Here is a 17,770-nt window from a genome sequence, read left to right on the forward strand (position 1 = left end):
AAGCCTTTTTAGGCTTCTCCTTTTATTTGGAAATGGATACAATGTCCAAATGGATCCTCGACTTGTAATATTCCATCTTTGTACGTAGCAATCTTACCAATATTTTTTAAGCTTTCACATACTTGCTCTTTTTGTTTTTCATCCGCTAATACAATTGTGAAATATTTCAAACCAACAGAACCTGGCATTTGCGGTGGTACCCCTTCACCTTGCCATGTATTTAAACCGATATGGTGATGATAGCCACCTGCTGATACGAACAACGCTCCATTACGAGCTGGGATTGTTACTTCAAAACCAAGACCATCAACATAGAAACGTTTCGCTTCCTCTAAATCAGCTACATGGAAATGAATATGCCCCATCACAGTACCAGCTGGAAATCCACTCCATGTACTTCCTTGCTGCAATAATTCTTCACCAGCTAACGGGTTACTAACAAATGGGAGCTCTCCATTCTCATCACGCCAAACTTCTTTTTGTCGATCATGATAAATTTCAATCCCGTTTCCATCTGGATCAGCTAAATAAAGAGCTTCACTAAAGTAATGATCGGCCCCGCCATGTAGTGGATATACCATTTCTACAAGATGACGAAGAACATTCGCTAAATCCTGCCTACTTGGTAATAAAATTGCGTAATGATATAACCCTGTTCTTCCTCTTTGCTTCGGAAAAGCTTCTTTCTTTTCTTCAATGATAAGAAGTGGTTCATCATTTTCATTCCCAAATGTAACGACTGCTTTTTCTTCTTTTAGCACCTTCATACTTAGTACTTCCGTATAAAACTCTAGTGATTTCTTTACATTAGATACGTATAAATGAATAACATCCAGTGTTGTATCGGGATGAAGTTGAAAACTCATCTTGTTAGCCCCCCATTTAAATTAGTTCTTCTTTGACATTTTTTCTTTTAAGAAATTATCTACAAAACCATCAGCTTTTGCAACAAATAAGTATGCACCCATTGCTAATAATGCAAGTTCTAATTCGAAACCAGGATTTTTTCCATCTCCCAATAAACCAGCTGACCATTTCACTTTTACGATTGCTCCAACCATAACAAGTGCAAATAATAATCCAATATATCTTACACCTAAACCTAGAATTAATAATAGGCCTCCAACTAATTCAAATGTTGCTACACCGTATGCAAGTCCTCCTGGTAAACCAATGCTTGTAAACCACCCTGCAATATTGTCAATTCCTGATTGGAATTTTGTTAAACCGTGCATGAAGAATGTTACCCCTAACACGATACGAATAATTAAGTTACCAATATGTTGATTCATTTCTTTCTCTCCTTTATAGTTTTCTTATACAAAACTTTTATTTACATTACAAAACATACACTAATTTTTTTTATTCGTCAATTCATTTTCACTGGGAAAAAATATATTTTTTTTGCTATGATACAAATAGTTGTTTACAAAAAGGAGCTTGATTTTATGAATATTGGTTCTGCAATACGTGAAATTCGTCAACGTAGGGGCATAACAATCGCACAAATTTGTGAGGGAACAGGTCTTTCTAAAGGATTTATGAGTCAGGTTGAAAATAATAAAACATCACCATCTATCTCAACTTTAGAAACGATCTCCAATTTTTTAAACGTTCCCCTTCCCTATTTATTGTTAGAGCAAAAAGATCGATTAAAAATTGTCAAAAAAGAAGAACGGAAATACAGTGTATACGGCAAAGATGAGCAAAGAATTGAACATGTTGCGGAGCAAGGGGGCCTTCGCCTATCTTTAGTAGAAATCCCTACTGGATTCCCGAAAGAAAACTCACCAAATGCCCATGAAGGGGAAGAATGTCACCTTGTATTACGCGGAAAACTAGAAGTTCAGCACGGTGAAGATATTGCAATTGTAGAAGAAGGTGATTCTTTCTCATGGAATGCATGCGTTCCTCATATTGTTCGTAATATAGGAGAAGAAACTGCATTATTACTCATCTCTAGTTATGCAGAAAATCGAAAACGTGTTTACTAAATAATAAAAAAGAAGCCTGCTAAACAGGCTTCTTTTTTATCCCCTTATAATTCCATAACTTGTCCCCACTAGTACAGTCTTTTCGTGTTGATTGCGATAAACTGACTCGATTGAAACTTTTTTATAACCTTCCATTTGCTCAACATTTGTTAAAGTTAATTCACAAGTGATTGTATCTCCTGTGAAAACTGGTCTAATAAACTCACTTACTAATTCTCTTGCTATGTAATGTAATTCTTCGCCTACTTTCGTTCCAATGCTAGCAGTCAATAAACCATGGACCATTAATCTTCCATTTTCATCATATTCCACATGGTGTCTACCTTTATCTCCGGTAATATTTGCAAATTCAAACACCTCTTCCTCAGTAAATCTTCTTTCATATTTAAATACATCCCCAACTTTTATACTCATTTTTATCCCCCTAATAATAAACAGAATTTTCTTTTATTTTATCATAAAACGAGCCTCAATCCATTCTCTATTATCAAATCCTCAAAATTACCTCGCTAAACTTTTACTTTTCATTCATTTATCGGTGACCATCTCTTTTCGCGACTTGATATCCATAATACGCACATGTTCCATTTCTCGATAGCTCTCTAACTTCAAATCCACAGCTTCTATAAAAATCAAAATTGTTCGCAGAAGTATGTGCAAACCAGTCACCATGTGGTAGCTTTTGCAAACAAAGAGCGACAAGTTTCTTACCTAATCCCTTCCCTCTATATTCACATTTCACAACTAAATTTACTATGTTCGCGACCATGATTCCATCAGAAATGACTCTAACCATGGCAATCATCTCTTCTTCATCCCAAATTGTGAATGCCCATGTTGAATTTTCAAATGCTATCGTGAATTTTTCAATTTGCCAAGAAGGGATATTATCATTGCTCCAACCGGCATCTTCGAATAAAGTCTTAATTGCATATGCAGGTACACCATTGGTCCCCTCACGAATAATAAGTCCATTATGATAAATGTACATGTAATCCCTCCTTTATTTTTATATACCATTCTTCAAAAAATGCAATTAACCTTTTTTCATCCAACGCGCCTAATGGAATAAACGAGAACATCCATCCCATGAAATGAAGTTGTTTTCTCATAACTAAGCCCCGTTTTTCTAGCAACAAAGATTGAGGCGGGGTGGTCCGGATTAATAAGAGAAATCAATTTATTCATTCGTAACGCTTGGAAGCCATAGTCTCGAAATGCTGCCGCTGCTTCTCTCGCATAGCCTTTTCCCCAATACTGAGGTAATAACCAATAACCAATTTCAATTTCCTCTTTTCCATCTATCTGCTGCTTTACTAATCCTGCATGACCAATCCGTATCCCCGTTTCCTTTTCAATTAATACAAATAAACCGAGGCCGTTTTTATAGCTAGGAATTACCCACTCTTCCAAACTTTTTTTACATTGCATATATGTTTTTAAATTCCCATTTCCAATATAGCGCATTACTTTTTCGTTTCCCCATAGTGAAGCGTAGAACTGTAAATCATCCATTGTATATTTACGAATTTGTAAACGGTCTGTATGAAACATTCCTTCACTCCTTTCTACTAATTTCTTCTTAATTTCACAATCATATTTTGTATGCACAATAAGTGTTACCATTTATTATAAATGAATCAACCACATAACACAGAATATTCAATCTTATAGAAACAAAAAAAGCAGTAGACAAATATTGTCCACTGCATCCATATCATAACTAGCATAAAGAAAACTACAATTGAGGGGGGTGTAGGATTTTCAAATATACTAGATACTTATCCCGTTCTAACGGGCGGTAAACTTTCCAATTGTTTCAAGTGAAAAGTTTACCGCACATAAGAACTTCCTTCGTTCATTAAGATAGTATTGCTAAATAATCATATACACGCTTAGATTTCTCTCCACCCATTCGTGCATGTTGAAGAAGAGAAATACCATGAGGACCAGATGCGCGCAATGCTTCTGGTTGAGCTACTAAAATAGCTTGTACAACTTCTAATTCACCAAGCATAGCTGCTGCAAAAATATCCATCCGAGCACCCTTTTCTAGTAAATAAAGAGCAATATCTTTACGACCTACATGTGCCGATGCGCCTAACGCACTTTCCCAATCTGATCCACCCCAATTATAAGAGGCGTGAAGTAAGCTTGGTGATTCAACCAATAGCTCTTGTACTTTCTCTAAATCCCCGTGAGCTGCCATAACAAATTCTCTTACTAATTCAATGGTAATACGCTCTTCTGTTTGCATCGCTCTTCTCCCCTTTTAGAAATTCGTTTCGGTGTAAAAAAAGGCTTGTCACTTCCCTGAAAAATATCTACATCTATGCCAAATACATGTTGAAACATTTCATGGCATAGTACTTCTTCTGGTATACCATCATACTGAATTTTTCCTCGCTTTAATACAAGTAAACGATCGCTATATTGAGCAGCTTGGTTAATGTCATGTAAAACCATTATAATTGTCATTCCAAACTCCTCATTTAATCGTTTCACAAGTTCCATTACTTCCAACTGGTGAACGATATCTAAAAAGGTTGTTGGTTCATCCAATAATAAGACATTTGTACGTTGCGCTAGCGTCATCGCAATCCAAGCACGTTGCCGTTCCCCTCCTGATAAAGAATGTAAAAGACGATATTCATACCCTTCAAGATTTGTAACAGACAATGCCCAATCAACAATTTCTTCATCTTCTTTATTTAAGTGGCTACTCCATGATTTATGTGGACCTCTTCCGAACTCAATTAGTTCTTTCACTGTTAAATCTAATTGATGATCATGCATTTGTGGTAACATTGCTAATTGCTTCGCTACATCAGCACTCTTCATCATATGAATATTTTTCCCATCTAAAATGATGTCCCCTTCGCTTTGTTTCAGTAGCCTTGCTATTAAACGAAGCAAAGTAGATTTTCCCGATCCATTCGGACCAATTAAACTAACGATTTCTCCAGCCTTAATATGTACATTCATATTTTGCATTTGAAATCTTTCAGAGTGTGCGTAAAACACTTTGTTAACGGAAATCACTTTGTTTTCCTCCTCTATGAATTAAATATAAGAAGAACGGACCACCTAAGAAGGACAGTAAAATACCAACAGGCAATTCGATTGGGTCAAACCAACTTCGAGCTATTGCATCCGCAAAAACAAGTAATACCCCGCCGCCAAGGCATGATAAAGGTAGCAAATATCTATAATCATTTCCAACTAATAAACGTAGCATATGTGGTACGACAAGACCGACAAATCCAATAAGACCAGACACACTTACTGCAATTCCAGCTAGTAATGTACTTACTACGATTAAATAAAACTGACTTTTTTCCACGTTATGTCCTAATAACTTTGCCATTTCATCTCCAAGCATTAACACTCGAATATGCTTAATACCAAAGAAAGCTAATATAATGGCGAATATTGCATAATAAATAATCATATTTAAATGTGCCCAACTTACACCACCAATACCACCCGCTAGCCACGGTAACACCGATTGTACTTTGTCACTATGTAATAACATTAATGCTGACGTTGCTGCACCAATTAATGCATTGATCGACACCCCTACTAAGACGATTCTTGAAGGTGGTGCCCCTTTTTGCCATGATAAAGCATAAATAACCATCGCTGTTATGAAAGCTCCTAAAAACGCCCCTAGTGGTAAAAAAGCTAGATGCTGTGGGAATAAAATCATGATGACAATTGCTACAAGGCCTGCCCCAGATGAAACTCCGATAATACCAGGATCTGCAAGAGGGTTTCTCATAACTCCTTGTAGCAGTGTACCAGATGCAGCTAAACATGTTCCTACTATAAACCCAATGAGCACTCTCGGTATGCGAAGATCCCATACAATTCGATGAACTGTCGAACCTTCATCTTGTATACCCGTTAGAATATCTCGTACAGAAAAGGATAAACTTCCTGCGAAAAGACCGTAAAAGAGACCTAGGATTGTTAATACAACTAAAGTAACTGCTATTATCCATCTTTTTTTCGCAAAAGGATGTTCCTTTTCTCTTACTACTTCACTACTTTCCATAGTATCATTTCCTTACATCTTGTATACTTTTATACATAAAGTCCATTGCTTCTGTAACTTTTGTACCAGGATTAGATCCAAATAAATCAGGTGGCAAAATAACTACGCGGTTTTGTTTTACTGCCTCTAAATTTTTCCACGCTTCATTTTTCATCATTTCGCCTTCGAATGCTTTTTTCACACTTTTTGGATCTCCGTGTGTAATTAAATAAATCACATCTGGATTCGCCTCAATAATACGTTCTACACTTAGCTGTGCATATTGCGGATATTCTTTCGTTTCTGAAAAATCAGAAGCAATATTTTTTCCGCCTGTTTTTTCTAAAATATCACCTGATAAAGATGTTGGTAATGCCGCTAAATAAGTTCCTGGTGCGCCATACACTAGCAATGCTTTCACATCGCTCTTTTTCTCATATTTCTTCATTTGATCATTCATTTTTTGATTAATTTCTTTTGCTTTATCTTCTTTCTTCATTACCGTTCCATATAATTCAATATTTTTTTGAATATCTTGTACAGAATTCGCAGAAGAAATGATAACTTGCGTTCCTTGTCCTTCAACCGTTGGCACATTCTTTTGGAATCCATTGTTAGCAACAAGTACATCAGGCTTTAAACTAGCAATTTGCTCAAAATTCGGTTGATGTGCATTCCCAATTACTTGTGCTTTCTTTAGCTCATCCGGAAGAGTTAATTTCGTATCTGGGCGACCTACTATTTTTCCACCTAAAGCATGAATAATATCCATGTCCCCCATACTTAATGTTGCAAAACTTTCTGGCACTTTATCGAATGTTACCTTTCTTCCTGATAGGTCGGTAATTTGGATTTTCTCTTTTCCTTTTTCTGTTTTGGTTGCAGACGCTTTTTCGTCCCCTTTGGCACTGCAACCTATTAACAAGAAAAAAATAGATAAAATCGCTGTAAATAGCGTAATAGATTTTTTCATTTCTTCACCTCTAATTGATAATGATAATCATTAACTACTATTATACTTTAATTGATAAGGATTATCATTGTCAACACGAAACGCATATATTTTCCTACAAAAAACAAAAAGCGCAACAAAAAGATTTTTTCTTTTCGCTGCGCTCTAGTTAACAATATTATTCACATTCATTTTCCTCTAGCTGGTCACGCATCACTTTCACACGCTGAAAGAAAAAGAACGATAAGCTTAAAAATATAACGATGCTCCCCATCATAACAAAAAATTGGATTGTCTCTTTTGCTCCACTCGGAATCAATAAGCCAACCATTAACAATGTACTTACAGCGAGAAGCATTTGTCCAAACCGAGTATAATCTTCTATTTTTCCTTTTAATTCTTTCATTATATTCTCACTCCTCCATTTCACTGTATCATATTCTATGAAACTGAAAGACCAGTAAATACAGCCATTCTGGGAGATGTTTTCCAATAAAAAAAGAGCCGCTTTTACTGCGGCTCTTTTTTTATCATTATTCACCTTTATATGCTTCCATATAAATTTCTTTCAGCTCTGAAATAAGCGGTAACTTTGGATTAGCAGTTGTACATTGATCTTCAAAAGCTCTTTCTGCTAATACTCCAACAACCTCTTCAAATTGCTCTTTATCGACTCCTTGTCCCGCAATACTCATATTAATATTTAAGCTTTTTCCAAGCTCAATAATTGCTTGGACGAGTGATTCCACCCCTTCTGCTGCCGAACTTGCTGGAAGCCCGAGCATTCTCGCTATATGTGCATATCTTTCATCTGCCACAAAGTGCTCATATTTTGGGAACAATGCGTGTTTTCTTGGCTTAATAGCATTATAGCGGACTACGTGCGGCATTAGAATGGCATTTGCGCGTCCGTGCGGAATATGGAATTCTGGTCCAATCTTATGTGCTAAGCTGTGATTAATACCGAGGAAAGCATTTGCAAATGCCATCCCTGCAATTGCAGAAGCGTTATGCATTTTTTCTCTTGCTTCTTCATCATTTCCATCTTTATATGCTCTCGGTAAATATTTGAATACGAGATCAATAGCTTTTAATGCTAATCCATCTGTATAGTCATTTGCCATAACAGACACATACGCCTCAATTGCATGTGTTAAAACATCCATACCAGTATCTGCTGTGACATGTGGTGGTACTGTCATTACAAATTGTGGATCAACAATTGCTACATCTGGTGTTAATTCATAATCTGCGAGCGGATACTTTATATTATTTTTCTTATCTGTAATAACCGCAAATGGTGTCACTTCTGATCCCGTTCCTGATGTCGTTGGAATCGCAACAAACTGCGCCTTATTTCCTAATTCTGGATATTTACATGTGCGTTTTCTTATATCTAAAAACTTCTGTTTAATGCCATAGAATGTCGTTTCTGGATGCTCATAGAATAACCACATTCCTTTTGCTGCATCCATAGCTGAACCACCACCAAGTGCGATAATTACATCTGGCTTAAAGCTTTTCATCATTTCCGCACCTTTAAAAACAGTTTCATCTGATGGATCTGGTTCGACCTCAAAGAAAACTTCAACTTTCACATCATTTGCATGCTTGTTTAAATAGTGCGCGACTGTATCGACATAGCCATGTTCAACCATTCCGGGGTCCGTTACAATAAATGCACGTGAAATGTTAGGCATATTTGCTAAATAAGCTGTAGCATGTTTTTCAAAATAAATTTTTGGTGGCAGTTTGAACCACTGCATATTCTTTTTTCTATTTGCCAGCCTTTTTATATTTAATAAATGAGTCGCTGTTACATTTTGGGAAACTGAATTCTTTCCGTATGAACCACAACCAAGTGTAAGTGATGGAATAAATCCATTATATATATCCCCTATTCCACCTTGTGATGAAGGTGCATTTACAATGAGACGGCAAGCTTTCATACGTAACCCAAATTGCTTTTGCACATCTTTATTTGTAGAATGGATAACTGCTGAATGTCCTAAACCACCGAGGTTCAACATTTCTTCGCAATATGTAAATCCTTCTTCTAATGAATTTGCCTTCACACAAGCTAATACTGGACTCAGTTTCTCACGGGATAACGGATATGTTGCTCCGATACCTTGAATTTCAGCTACAAGCATTTTTGTATGTCCAGGAACAGTGATCCCAACTAAATCGGCAATATACTGTGCTGATTTCCCTACAATATCACTATTTACTGCACATGTATTTTCATTTATAATAAGCTTTTCTAATTTTTTTCTTTCTTCTTCTGTTACAAAGTAACAACTGTTTTCAATCATTTCTGTTTTAACATCATCATAAATTTCTTTATCGACAATGATTGCTTGTTCCGATGCACAAATCATACCGTTATCAAATGTTTTTGATAAAATTAAATCATTAACAGCTCGTTTTACATGTGCTGATTTTTCTATATAACACGGTACATTACCAGGACCAACGCCTAACGCTGGTTTTCCAGTAGAGTAAGCTGATTTCACCATACCAGCGCCTCCAGTTGCTAGAACGAGTGCTACACCATCATGGTTCATCAATTGTTTCGTCGCTTCAACAGACGGTCTTTCAATCCATTGAATACAGTGTTTTGGTGCACCAGCTTTCATCGCTGCATCATATAAGGTTTTTGCTGCTGCCACAGAACATTTTTGTGCGGAAGGATGAAATGCGAAAATAATTGGATTTCTTGTTTTTATCGCAATTAACGCTTTAAACATTGTTGTCGACGTTGGATTCGTTACTGGTGTTACTCCAGCTACTACACCGACAGGTTCCGCGATTTCTATTATTTCTTCATGAGGATCTTCGTGAATAATCCCTACCGTTTTATCTTGCTTTATACTATGCCAAATATATTCAGTGGCAAAAATATTTTTAATGCATTTGTCTTCATATACACCACGGCCAGTTTCTTCAACTGCCAATTTTGCTAGCGGCATATGTTGATCAACACCTGCTAATGCCATTTCATGAACAATGTTGTCAATTTCCTCTTGTGTAAAACTTTCTAATGCTTGTAAAGCTTGTTGACCATTATTTACTAGCGTATCAATCATCTTTTTTACTTCCTGCATTTCATTTACAACTTTCTCTTTGACTACCATGTAAATTTCCTCCTATTCTACTATCACGGTCCTTATATGTCCCTATAGGTCAAAATAAGTCCCAATTAACATAAAAAAATAGAGATGCTTTCCTACATGAATTTCATTGTTTGTGAAACGTTTCACAAGTTTGTTCGTGAGTAACGTTTCCTGAATTCAATATACATGAAATCATTTCGTTTGTGTATGTCTATTTTGTGAAATGTTTCACAAAATAGACGTAATAAAAAAACGCACTGCTAATATAGAGCAGTGCATATTTTATTATGCTAGCGCTTGTGCTAAATCTTCAATTAAATCTTCACCATCTTCAATACCGACAGAAATACGAATTAATGTATCTGTAATTCCTAATTCTTTGCGGCGATCAGCTGGGATTGATGCATGTGTCATTTGAGATGGAATAGAAATTAAACTTTCTACCGCTCCTAAGCTTTCAGCAAGTGTAAAGTATTGTAGTTTCTCAAGTACTTTATTTAATGTTTCTTCACTATCTACATCAAATGAGATAATAGCACCAAACCCGTTTGCTTGTTCTGTTGCTAATTCGTGATTTTGATGTGATTCAAGACCTGGGTAATATACTTTATTTACTTTTGGATGATTATTTAAGAACTCAGCAATAGCACGTGAATTCGTTTCATGTTCTTCCATACGAATTCCTAATGTTTTTAAACCGCGAAGTAGTAAGAAGCTATCTTGTGGCCCAAGAATACCTCCTGTTGAGTTTTGTACAAAGTGAAGATCTTCTGCTAGTTGTGGGCTATTTACAACTACTAAACCTGCAACTACATCACTATGACCTCCTAAATATTTCGTTGCACTATGAAGCACAATATCTGCTCCTAAAGAAATCGGCGACTGCCAATATGGCGTCATGAATGTGTTATCAATAATTGTTAATAGGTCTTTCTCTTTAGCAAGAGTAGATATTTTCTTAATATCAGTAATTTTTAGTAGTGGGTTCGTTGGTGTTTCCACATAAATTGCTTTCGTATTTGGACGAATCGCTTCTTCAACTTCCTCTAAGTTTGTTGTATCTACAAATGTATGCTCAATACCGAAACGGTTTAATACTTTCGTAATAACGCGGTATGTTCCGCCATAAACATCATCTGTTAAAATAACGTGGTCACCTTTTGAGAACAACATAATTGTCGCTGTAATAGCAGCCATTCCTGAACCAAATGCAAATCCAGCATGCCCATTTTCTAATACAGCAATCATTTCTTCTAAAGCTGCACGTGTTGGGTTACCTGTACGTGAATATTCATATCCTTGATGCTTACCAACTGCTTCTTGTTTGTACGTACTTGTTTGATAAATCGGTACGTTTACAGATCCAGTTGAAGGTTCTCCTATGCGAATACCATGAATTAACTTTGTCTTTGCTCTCATTTTTTATTCCCATCCTTTGTATATGTCTTTACTTAAATAGCGCTCACTGCTATCAGGAAAAATCGTTACAATATTTGTACCTGGTGCTGCCTTCTCGGCCTCCAGTAAGCTCGCATGAAATGCTGCTCCTGAAGAGCTCCCAACGAGAAGTCCTTCTTTTTGCGCTAATTCTTTCACTCGTAAAAATGCATTTCGATCAGAAATCGTATGAATTTCATCAAAATAAGATGTCTTCAAAAATGGCGGGATAAATTCCAGTCCAATTCCTTCGGTCTCATGTGAACCAGCCTTACCACCATTTAAAATAGATCCTTCTGGCTCTACGATAACTGTTTTAATATCTATATTTTTTTCTTTCAAATAAGATGCAGTCCCCATAAACGTACCGCCAGTTCCTGCTCCAGCAACAAATATGTTAATCTCTCCATTCAATGCGTCCCACAGTTCAGGTCCTAGTGTTTTAAAATATGCACGAGGATTTGCCTCATTTGCGAACTGACTTGGAGAGTATGAATTCGGTAGTTCATTTACTAACTCTTTTGCTTTAGCAATTGCACCGGTCATTCCTTGCTCAGTCGGTGTATGCACGACCGTTGCACCTAGTGCTTTCATTAATTCTTGTTTTTCAATACTAAATTTCTCTGGTACACAAACAATAACACGTAAATCATGTTCTAATGCTGCAAGTGCCAGTCCAATACCAGTATTCCCAGCAGTCGGTTCAATAATTGTTCCACCCTGGGTCACAAGCCCTTTTTCTAGCGCATCTTCGATTAATTCTCTTCCTAAACGATCCTTAACGCTTCCGCCTGGGTTATAAAATTCAAGCTTTGCAAATAAACGGACTCCTTTCGGAAGTGAAAAACGAGTAATTTCTACAATTGGTGTATGACCAATTAACTCATGAACTCCACGATATACATTCATCGTGTTCTCCCCCTTGTTTGCCAATAAAGAAAAGGCAACTGTATGTATTTTCTTTATATGAGACAGTTGCCTTTTTGTTACATTACTTTAACTCTTCTAACACTTTTACGATAAAGTTTGTAGAATGAAGAGCTGCTTGATCTAAAAACTGATCAAATGAAACATTTGACTCTTTACCAGCAATATCAGAAAGTGCGCGAATGATAACAAACGGAATTTCATATTGGTGGCATACTTGTGCAACAGCTGCTGCTTCCATTTCTACCGCATAAAGATTTTCAAATTTATCACGGATGGCTGCAACGCGGTTCGGATCACTCATAAATGAATCACCTGTTGCAATCATACCTTTTACAACTTGAATATTTTCTTCAGCCTGCATACATTTCTCAGCTAATGCAACTAACGCCTCATCAGCTTTAAATCCAGGCGGCATTCCTGGTACTTGACCATATTCATAGTTAAATGCTGTTACATCTACGTCATGGTGACGAACTTCAGTGGAAATAACTACATCACCAACGTTTAGAGAATGATGGAATCCACCAGCTGAACCAGTATTAATTACTTTTTCAGGCTTATATTTTTCTAATAAAATTGTCGTTGACATCGCTGCGTTTACTTTACCAATACCAGACTTTAACAAGATTACTTCATGCCCTGCTAATAGCCCTTTCGTAAATTCACAACCTGCAACCGTTTCTGTCTCTGCTTGTTCTAATTTGTCACGTAAAATACGTACTTCTTCTTCCATTGCTCCAATTACAGCAATTCTCAATCTAATCCCTCTTTCTATTGCTTAGTTGCCTCCATTACCCAAACGAAATGATTTAATCTCGTGAACGTTACATGGAAGCCATTGTTTTCAAAAATAGTCTGCATAACTGGAATACGTGTATAGTATTCCGTTTGCAAATCGTTTGCTAACTGGTGGAAACCTCTTTGTTTTGCTGTTTCAACAGTTTTATCATATGCATCTTGATCTGCAAATATCGTATCAGCAAACACTATTTTACCACCTTTGTTTAGCAATTGACTATACTTCGCAATCGCTACATTTTTTTCATCATCTGTTAAATGATGAAATGCATAGGTGCTTACAATGGTATCAATTGAATTTGGAACTTCAAACGAAAGAAAATCACCGTCTGTAATTGAAAATTCTTTTGGCAATTTCTCTTTTGCAATCATGCGCATTTCACGCGACGGTTCTATACCGTAAACTGTGCGGCCAGCAAGTAATAATTTATTTGTTAAATTACCTGTACCGACACCAAATTCTAATACATTACCAAATGACTTGTTAACTACATCCTCTAGAATGTCCTCATAATGGGCGAAAACTTCTTTATATTGTATATCTTCGCCTTGTACAAATGAGTCGTACGTATGAGCCCACTCATCAAATAAACCATTAAATTCTGTACCCATAAAAATTCCCCTTTTTCTTATCGGTTTTATCAGTATGATATTCCCTCTTTCTAAAAATGTCAATTGAAATGTACATGGTATTTCCTTCTTTTCTTTGTTACACTATAGTTGATTACATAGGAGAGGGGCCGTCTTCATGTCATTTACCTTTGAAATGTTAGAAGATAAAGTAGAGTTTTTTGAAGCGGGAGACTTAGCTTCTTTAGAACGAAAAATTAGTGAACAAATTGATAATAATAAAGCACTTATGCTTGAAGTTCATCACATCTCACATCAAATGGTTATGGATCCTGAAAGCAAAAGACCGTATTATAGCGCGGTTGTTCATTTTAAATTAAAGAAATTGCGTTAACAAAAAAGAGAAGCTCCTAAGGAGCCTCTCTTTTTTAGTTTAGAGTTTGAACAAGTACTGGTTTCCAGCCCTCATTGTCTACCCAATCAATATTTACATAATATCTTTTCCCACTTTGCTTATCTTGAACATCACCATAAGCTTTGCTCTTTCCAGTTTTGTCTCTTCCAACAAAATGGAATACTAATTGCTCTTTCGGTACTTCAACACCTGCAGCAATTGCACTTTGCATCTCATTCCAATCTGATGAACCCTGTTTAAACGTCATCGCTGGTGATGAACCTTGTTCTGTTCCTACAGCTTTCCAAGAAGGTTTTGTATACGCCTCTTTTGCCTTAGATACAGTTTTCTCAGCTGATACTTTCTCGTTAGCTTTCGCTTCTTCTTCAGCTTTTTTCTGTTCTTCTTCAGCCTTTAGCTTCTCTTCTTCAGCTTTTTTCTTAGCTTCTGCTTGCTCTTGTTCTTTTTCTTTTTTCTTAGCAGATTCTTTATCTTCTGATTTTCCAGCTTTCTCATTCTTTGTTGTTTGTTGAGAGACTTTCTTATCAGTAGAAGATGCTTGCTCTTTCGTACTAGGAACGAACAATTGATATGCTACAATAGCTACTAATAGTAATACAATAGCGATTGCAATATTTAAAACACCGTTTTGACGACGTTTTTGTTGTTTCTGTTGGAATCTTGATCCTCCTGCCATTCTCCAAACCTCCATGCAGTTTTTCCTAATTGCTATTGTAACATTAAATCTAGAAAGGTTGAACATTTACAATGATATTTTCATGAAATGAAGACATTTCACTATAAATTGCAAGATTACTTTTCATTCTCCAATTGATAGATTGCTCCTACCATATCTTTAAAAATAGGTGTAACTTTATTCACTTTGCTATCAGTCTCTAGATCAACAACAACTAAAGCATATCTTGGATTCTCATACGGAAAATAACCTGCAAACCAGCGATTCACCCTCGTCCCTTTCCCTGTTTGCGCTGTCCCAGATTTTCCAGCGACACTTAGTGGCAACGAACGGAATGCCGTTCCTGTTCCTTTCTCCCTTGTTACAACGCCTCTTAATAACTTTTGTAATGTTTTCACTGTTTCATACGAAAGCTGTTTTCCATTTAACGTATGGCTCTCAAATGTAAAAAAATCCGCTCCATTTTTATATACTATTTTTTCAACTGCTTTCACTTCCATCTTTTCTCCATTCCTCGCAATCGTCGCCATCATATTTGCAATTGCTAGAGGTGATATACGTACATCTTTCTGTCCAATTGCTGTTTGTTCTACCGCTTTTTTACTATTTTTATTTTCTTCATTCCCCCAAATAGTAGTACCCTTTTCTTCTGGCATTTGCTCAAAATGAGGTGTATGAAATACAGAACCTTTCCATCCAACCTTTTCATTTGCTCCTAAAGCTGCTACGTATGTTTCTAGCACCGTCTTATCCTTTTGTAATAGCTCGTTACCTAACTCGGAAAATGTCCTGTTACAGCTCCTAGCAAAGCTCTCTTTAAAGTTAAGTGTACCCATCCTAACTTGCGGGTCGTTTTCACCATATAAATCTTTATTACAGTTAAATGTCCGATTAAACAAATTTACTTTTTGATCAATGACTGCAGCTGCAACTACTGTTTTAAAAACAGAGCCTGGAAAATGTGGCGTTAACATTTGATTTTCAAGTGTAGTTTTATATAAATTCTCATCCCTTACTTGTAAAGACGGCTTACTAGCCATCGCTAATATTTCATTTGTCTTTACATCAAGTAATACTAGTCCCCCCTTCTTTATTTCATTCGCTTCAATCACTTCTTCTGCTTTTTGCTGCAACTCTTTATGTAAAGTAGTTTGAATCCTAACTGGATAAAATGGATTTCCTGGTGAAGTGTATTTCGCTTGCTTTCCGAAAATTGGTTCTCCTTGCCGATCTACTTGATATAATACTTTTGCCTCTCCATCAGTCAATAGAAATTCATCAAATGATTGCTGTAATCCTGAAATACCTATCGGCGTTTGTTTTGAGATTCTTTTCAATTCTCCATATCGCTTTTGAAACTCCCTTTCGTTCTCCCCTACATCACCAATTAAATGATTTATCTCTCCAGTTTGTTTTAATCGCACTTCAGCTGCTACAATACCTAATACATGTAATTCATTTACCTTCTCCATCTGCTCTCGTGTCACTCGAAATGGAGCAGTTTCTCCTTGTAGTGTAAATGCATTTTTATTATTTTTCATTTGTCTTCTAATCTCTTGTCTCGACACACCAATGATATGCGCGATTTTCTCTAACATGTCATTTTTTATTTGTAAAAATGGAAAAATAATTAAAACAGGATATTTTTCCTCACCTATTTTTTTACCATTACGATCTATAAACTGCCCACGTCCATCGTCTACTGTAATGGATTGTGTGCGTTGCGTAACACTTTTTTCAATTAAATTTATTTTGCGATCAGTAAATGATTCTGTATCTATAATTTGAATTTGGATTAAACGACAAAGCAATACAAACATAACGCTCATAAAACAAATTAAAACAATTGTAATTCTCCGTTTTATTTTCATAAAAAACACCTCGTCTATTGTAGTTTAGACGAGGTACTATTTTATTTATACAATCTCCAAAACAAAAACAGATATTATATAAGGCTATTATTGTTTCTTTGGCTCCTCTAAAAATTTCATAAGAAGCGATCTAAATTCAGTTTCATTCACTCCAGTGTTTTTAGCAACTTCAATTACAGTGGTTGTTACATTAGCCGCTATTTTTAAATAATCCTTACTAAGATTATCCATTTCATTTCTTTTTTCTTTTGCATTCTCAACTGTTACAGAATCAATACAAGTAATCATCTCATCTACAATATGTAAATAATTATTTTGTGCATCTATTATTTTTTGAATATCATCTTTATTACTTACTTTCGATTGTTTTAAATATGTATATGCTTGATTCACTTCATCTTTTAAAATTTTATCATTATTCTTCGCCTGTTCTTGTAACATATTCTTCATATCATCTATTGTTTTTTGATCCATCGAATCTCGCAATAAATAATCTGGATTCCCAATTGCGTAATCATACTTAATCGTTACATCTTGAAATATTTTCATGACAATTGCTAATTGATACGCTACATCAAAATCATTAAATTCCTTTTTATCTTGTGGATTTTCTAAGGCTTTTGAACTCTCAGTTGCTTTAATATCCTTTTTTTCTTCTTGCTTTACTTTTTCTCCCTTTGATGATGTAGTTTCTTCATTCGTTCCGCATGCAGCAAGTCCTAATATAGAGATACTACAAACCAATCCTGTAAAGATTTTATGTTTCATAATTAGCCCCTTTTCCCTTTTAAAAACTATGGTCTCTAATTATGATATCAAAGCTTAAAATGTTTTTTTGACATTTTTTGTCGAATTACTCTAAGGTTTACACAAATTTTTCTATTCTACAGATAAAAAGAAACTTTAATTAGCCCTCACCAAGCGGGCGTTTACGAGCAGTCCGACGCCCACCTAACTTCTTTGCTTCCGCTGAAT

General features: G+C 35.9%; 20 protein-coding genes. 2 read left to right on the plus strand and 18 right to left on the minus strand.

Annotation, left to right across the window (positions count from 1 at the left end):
* Window positions 1–8: 8 nt before the first annotated feature.
* Window positions 9–866, minus strand: a complete 858-nt coding sequence (locus NST27_RS21340; protein WP_000009812.1) for a VOC family protein — start codon at window positions 864–866, stop codon at window positions 9–11.
* Window positions 867–887: 21 nt separating this feature from the next.
* Window positions 888–1,292 (minus strand): DoxX family protein, encoded by a 405-nt coding sequence (locus NST27_RS21345; protein WP_001071553.1) that lies wholly within the window; start codon window positions 1,290–1,292, stop codon window positions 888–890.
* Window positions 1,293–1,448: 156 nt separating this feature from the next.
* Between NST27_RS21345 and NST27_RS21350 the strand changes: the two genes are divergently transcribed.
* The gene (locus tag NST27_RS21350; RefSeq protein ID WP_001020693.1) at window positions 1,449–1,994 is read left to right on the plus strand and encodes a helix-turn-helix domain-containing protein; all 546 of its coding nucleotides are present in this window, start codon (window positions 1,449–1,451) and stop codon (window positions 1,992–1,994) included.
* A gap of 36 nt (window positions 1,995–2,030) precedes the next feature.
* Here the strand turns inward: NST27_RS21350 and NST27_RS21355 are convergent, their stop codons facing one another.
* The 13 genes from NST27_RS21355 to NST27_RS21415 all read right to left on the minus strand — a co-directional run bounded on the left by NST27_RS21355 (window position 2,031) and on the right by NST27_RS21415 (window position 13,875).
* The gene (locus NST27_RS21355; protein ID WP_000025015.1) at window positions 2,031–2,408 is read right to left on the minus strand and encodes a MaoC/PaaZ C-terminal domain-containing protein; all 378 of its coding nucleotides are present in this window, start codon (window positions 2,406–2,408) and stop codon (window positions 2,031–2,033) included.
* 118 nt (window positions 2,409–2,526) lie between these two features.
* Window positions 2,527–2,985 carry a GNAT family N-acetyltransferase gene (locus NST27_RS21360; protein ID WP_000276114.1) on the minus strand — a complete coding sequence of 153 codons (459 nt, stop codon included), beginning with the start codon at window positions 2,983–2,985 and terminating at the stop codon, window positions 2,527–2,529.
* A gap of 56 nt (window positions 2,986–3,041) precedes the next feature.
* Window positions 3,042–3,620, minus strand: coding sequence for a GNAT family N-acetyltransferase (locus NST27_RS21365; RefSeq protein WP_000258037.1), 579 nt, complete (start codon window positions 3,618–3,620; stop codon window positions 3,042–3,044).
* A gap of 235 nt (window positions 3,621–3,855) precedes the next feature.
* Window positions 3,856–4,251: an ankyrin repeat domain-containing protein gene (locus NST27_RS21370; protein ID WP_001192763.1), complete on the minus strand. Its 396-nt coding sequence runs from the start codon at window positions 4,249–4,251 to the stop codon at window positions 3,856–3,858.
* Window positions 4,218–5,036: an ABC transporter ATP-binding protein gene (locus NST27_RS21375; RefSeq protein ID WP_000626525.1), complete on the minus strand. Its 819-nt coding sequence runs from the start codon at window positions 5,034–5,036 to the stop codon at window positions 4,218–4,220. The genes NST27_RS21370 and NST27_RS21375 overlap by 34 nt, the downstream gene beginning before the upstream one ends.
* The gene (locus tag NST27_RS21380; protein ID WP_000445962.1) at window positions 5,023–6,051 is read right to left on the minus strand and encodes a FecCD family ABC transporter permease; all 1,029 of its coding nucleotides are present in this window, start codon (window positions 6,049–6,051) and stop codon (window positions 5,023–5,025) included. Before NST27_RS21380 ends, NST27_RS21375 begins: the two co-directional genes overlap by 14 nt.
* A gap of 4 nt (window positions 6,052–6,055) precedes the next feature.
* Window positions 6,056–7,003: an ABC transporter substrate-binding protein gene (locus NST27_RS21385; protein WP_000748473.1), complete on the minus strand. Its 948-nt coding sequence runs from the start codon at window positions 7,001–7,003 to the stop codon at window positions 6,056–6,058.
* A 157-nt stretch (window positions 7,004–7,160) separates the two neighbouring features.
* Entirely contained in the window at window positions 7,161–7,388 is a 228-nt protein-coding gene (locus NST27_RS21390; RefSeq protein WP_000661265.1) for a YrhC family protein, read from the minus strand.
* A 127-nt stretch (window positions 7,389–7,515) separates the two neighbouring features.
* Window positions 7,516–10,119 (minus strand): bifunctional acetaldehyde-CoA/alcohol dehydrogenase, encoded by a 2,604-nt coding sequence (gene adhE / locus NST27_RS21395; protein WP_000260495.1) that lies wholly within the window; start codon window positions 10,117–10,119, stop codon window positions 7,516–7,518.
* Window positions 10,120–10,383: 264 nt separating this feature from the next.
* On the minus strand, window positions 10,384–11,517 hold the full coding sequence (locus tag NST27_RS21400) for a bifunctional cystathionine gamma-lyase/homocysteine desulfhydrase (protein ID WP_001201908.1): 1,134 nt from the start codon (window positions 11,515–11,517) through the stop codon (window positions 10,384–10,386).
* A 3-nt stretch (window positions 11,518–11,520) separates the two neighbouring features.
* Window positions 11,521–12,444, minus strand: a complete 924-nt coding sequence (locus tag NST27_RS21405; RefSeq protein WP_001103881.1) for an O-acetylserine dependent cystathionine beta-synthase — start codon at window positions 12,442–12,444, stop codon at window positions 11,521–11,523.
* Window positions 12,445–12,526: 82 nt separating this feature from the next.
* Complete coding sequence (mtnN, locus tag NST27_RS21410) at window positions 12,527–13,222, minus strand: 5'-methylthioadenosine/S-adenosylhomocysteine nucleosidase (RefSeq protein ID WP_001217024.1); 696 nt, start codon at window positions 13,220–13,222, stop codon at window positions 12,527–12,529.
* Between the two features lie 14 nt (window positions 13,223–13,236).
* On the minus strand, window positions 13,237–13,875 hold the full coding sequence (locus NST27_RS21415; protein WP_000536315.1) for a class I SAM-dependent methyltransferase: 639 nt from the start codon (window positions 13,873–13,875) through the stop codon (window positions 13,237–13,239).
* Between the two features lie 136 nt (window positions 13,876–14,011).
* Here NST27_RS21415 and NST27_RS21420 point away from each other — a divergent pair, with 136 nt between their 5' ends.
* Complete coding sequence (locus NST27_RS21420) at window positions 14,012–14,227, plus strand: YrzA family protein (protein ID WP_000010984.1); 216 nt, start codon at window positions 14,012–14,014, stop codon at window positions 14,225–14,227.
* Window positions 14,228–14,261: 34 nt separating this feature from the next.
* On the opposite strand, the gene NST27_RS21425 is transcribed toward NST27_RS21420, so the two are convergent.
* From NST27_RS21425 to NST27_RS21435, 3 genes are all read right to left on the minus strand, one after another.
* On the minus strand, window positions 14,262–14,924 hold the full coding sequence (locus NST27_RS21425; protein ID WP_000897099.1) for a YrrS family protein: 663 nt from the start codon (window positions 14,922–14,924) through the stop codon (window positions 14,262–14,264).
* 116 nt (window positions 14,925–15,040) lie between these two features.
* Window positions 15,041–16,795 carry a peptidoglycan D,D-transpeptidase FtsI family protein gene (locus NST27_RS21430; RefSeq protein WP_000695156.1) on the minus strand — a complete coding sequence of 585 codons (1,755 nt, stop codon included), beginning with the start codon at window positions 16,793–16,795 and terminating at the stop codon, window positions 15,041–15,043.
* An 87-nt stretch (window positions 16,796–16,882) separates the two neighbouring features.
* Window positions 16,883–17,563, minus strand: coding sequence for a hypothetical protein (locus NST27_RS21435; protein ID WP_047386868.1), 681 nt, complete (start codon window positions 17,561–17,563; stop codon window positions 16,883–16,885).
* Window positions 17,564–17,770 lie beyond the last annotated feature (207 nt).

Source organism: Bacillus sp. FSL W8-0770 (assembly GCF_038008705.1).
GTDB classification, from domain to species: domain Bacteria; phylum Bacillota; class Bacilli; order Bacillales; family Bacillaceae_G; genus Bacillus_A; species Bacillus_A cereus.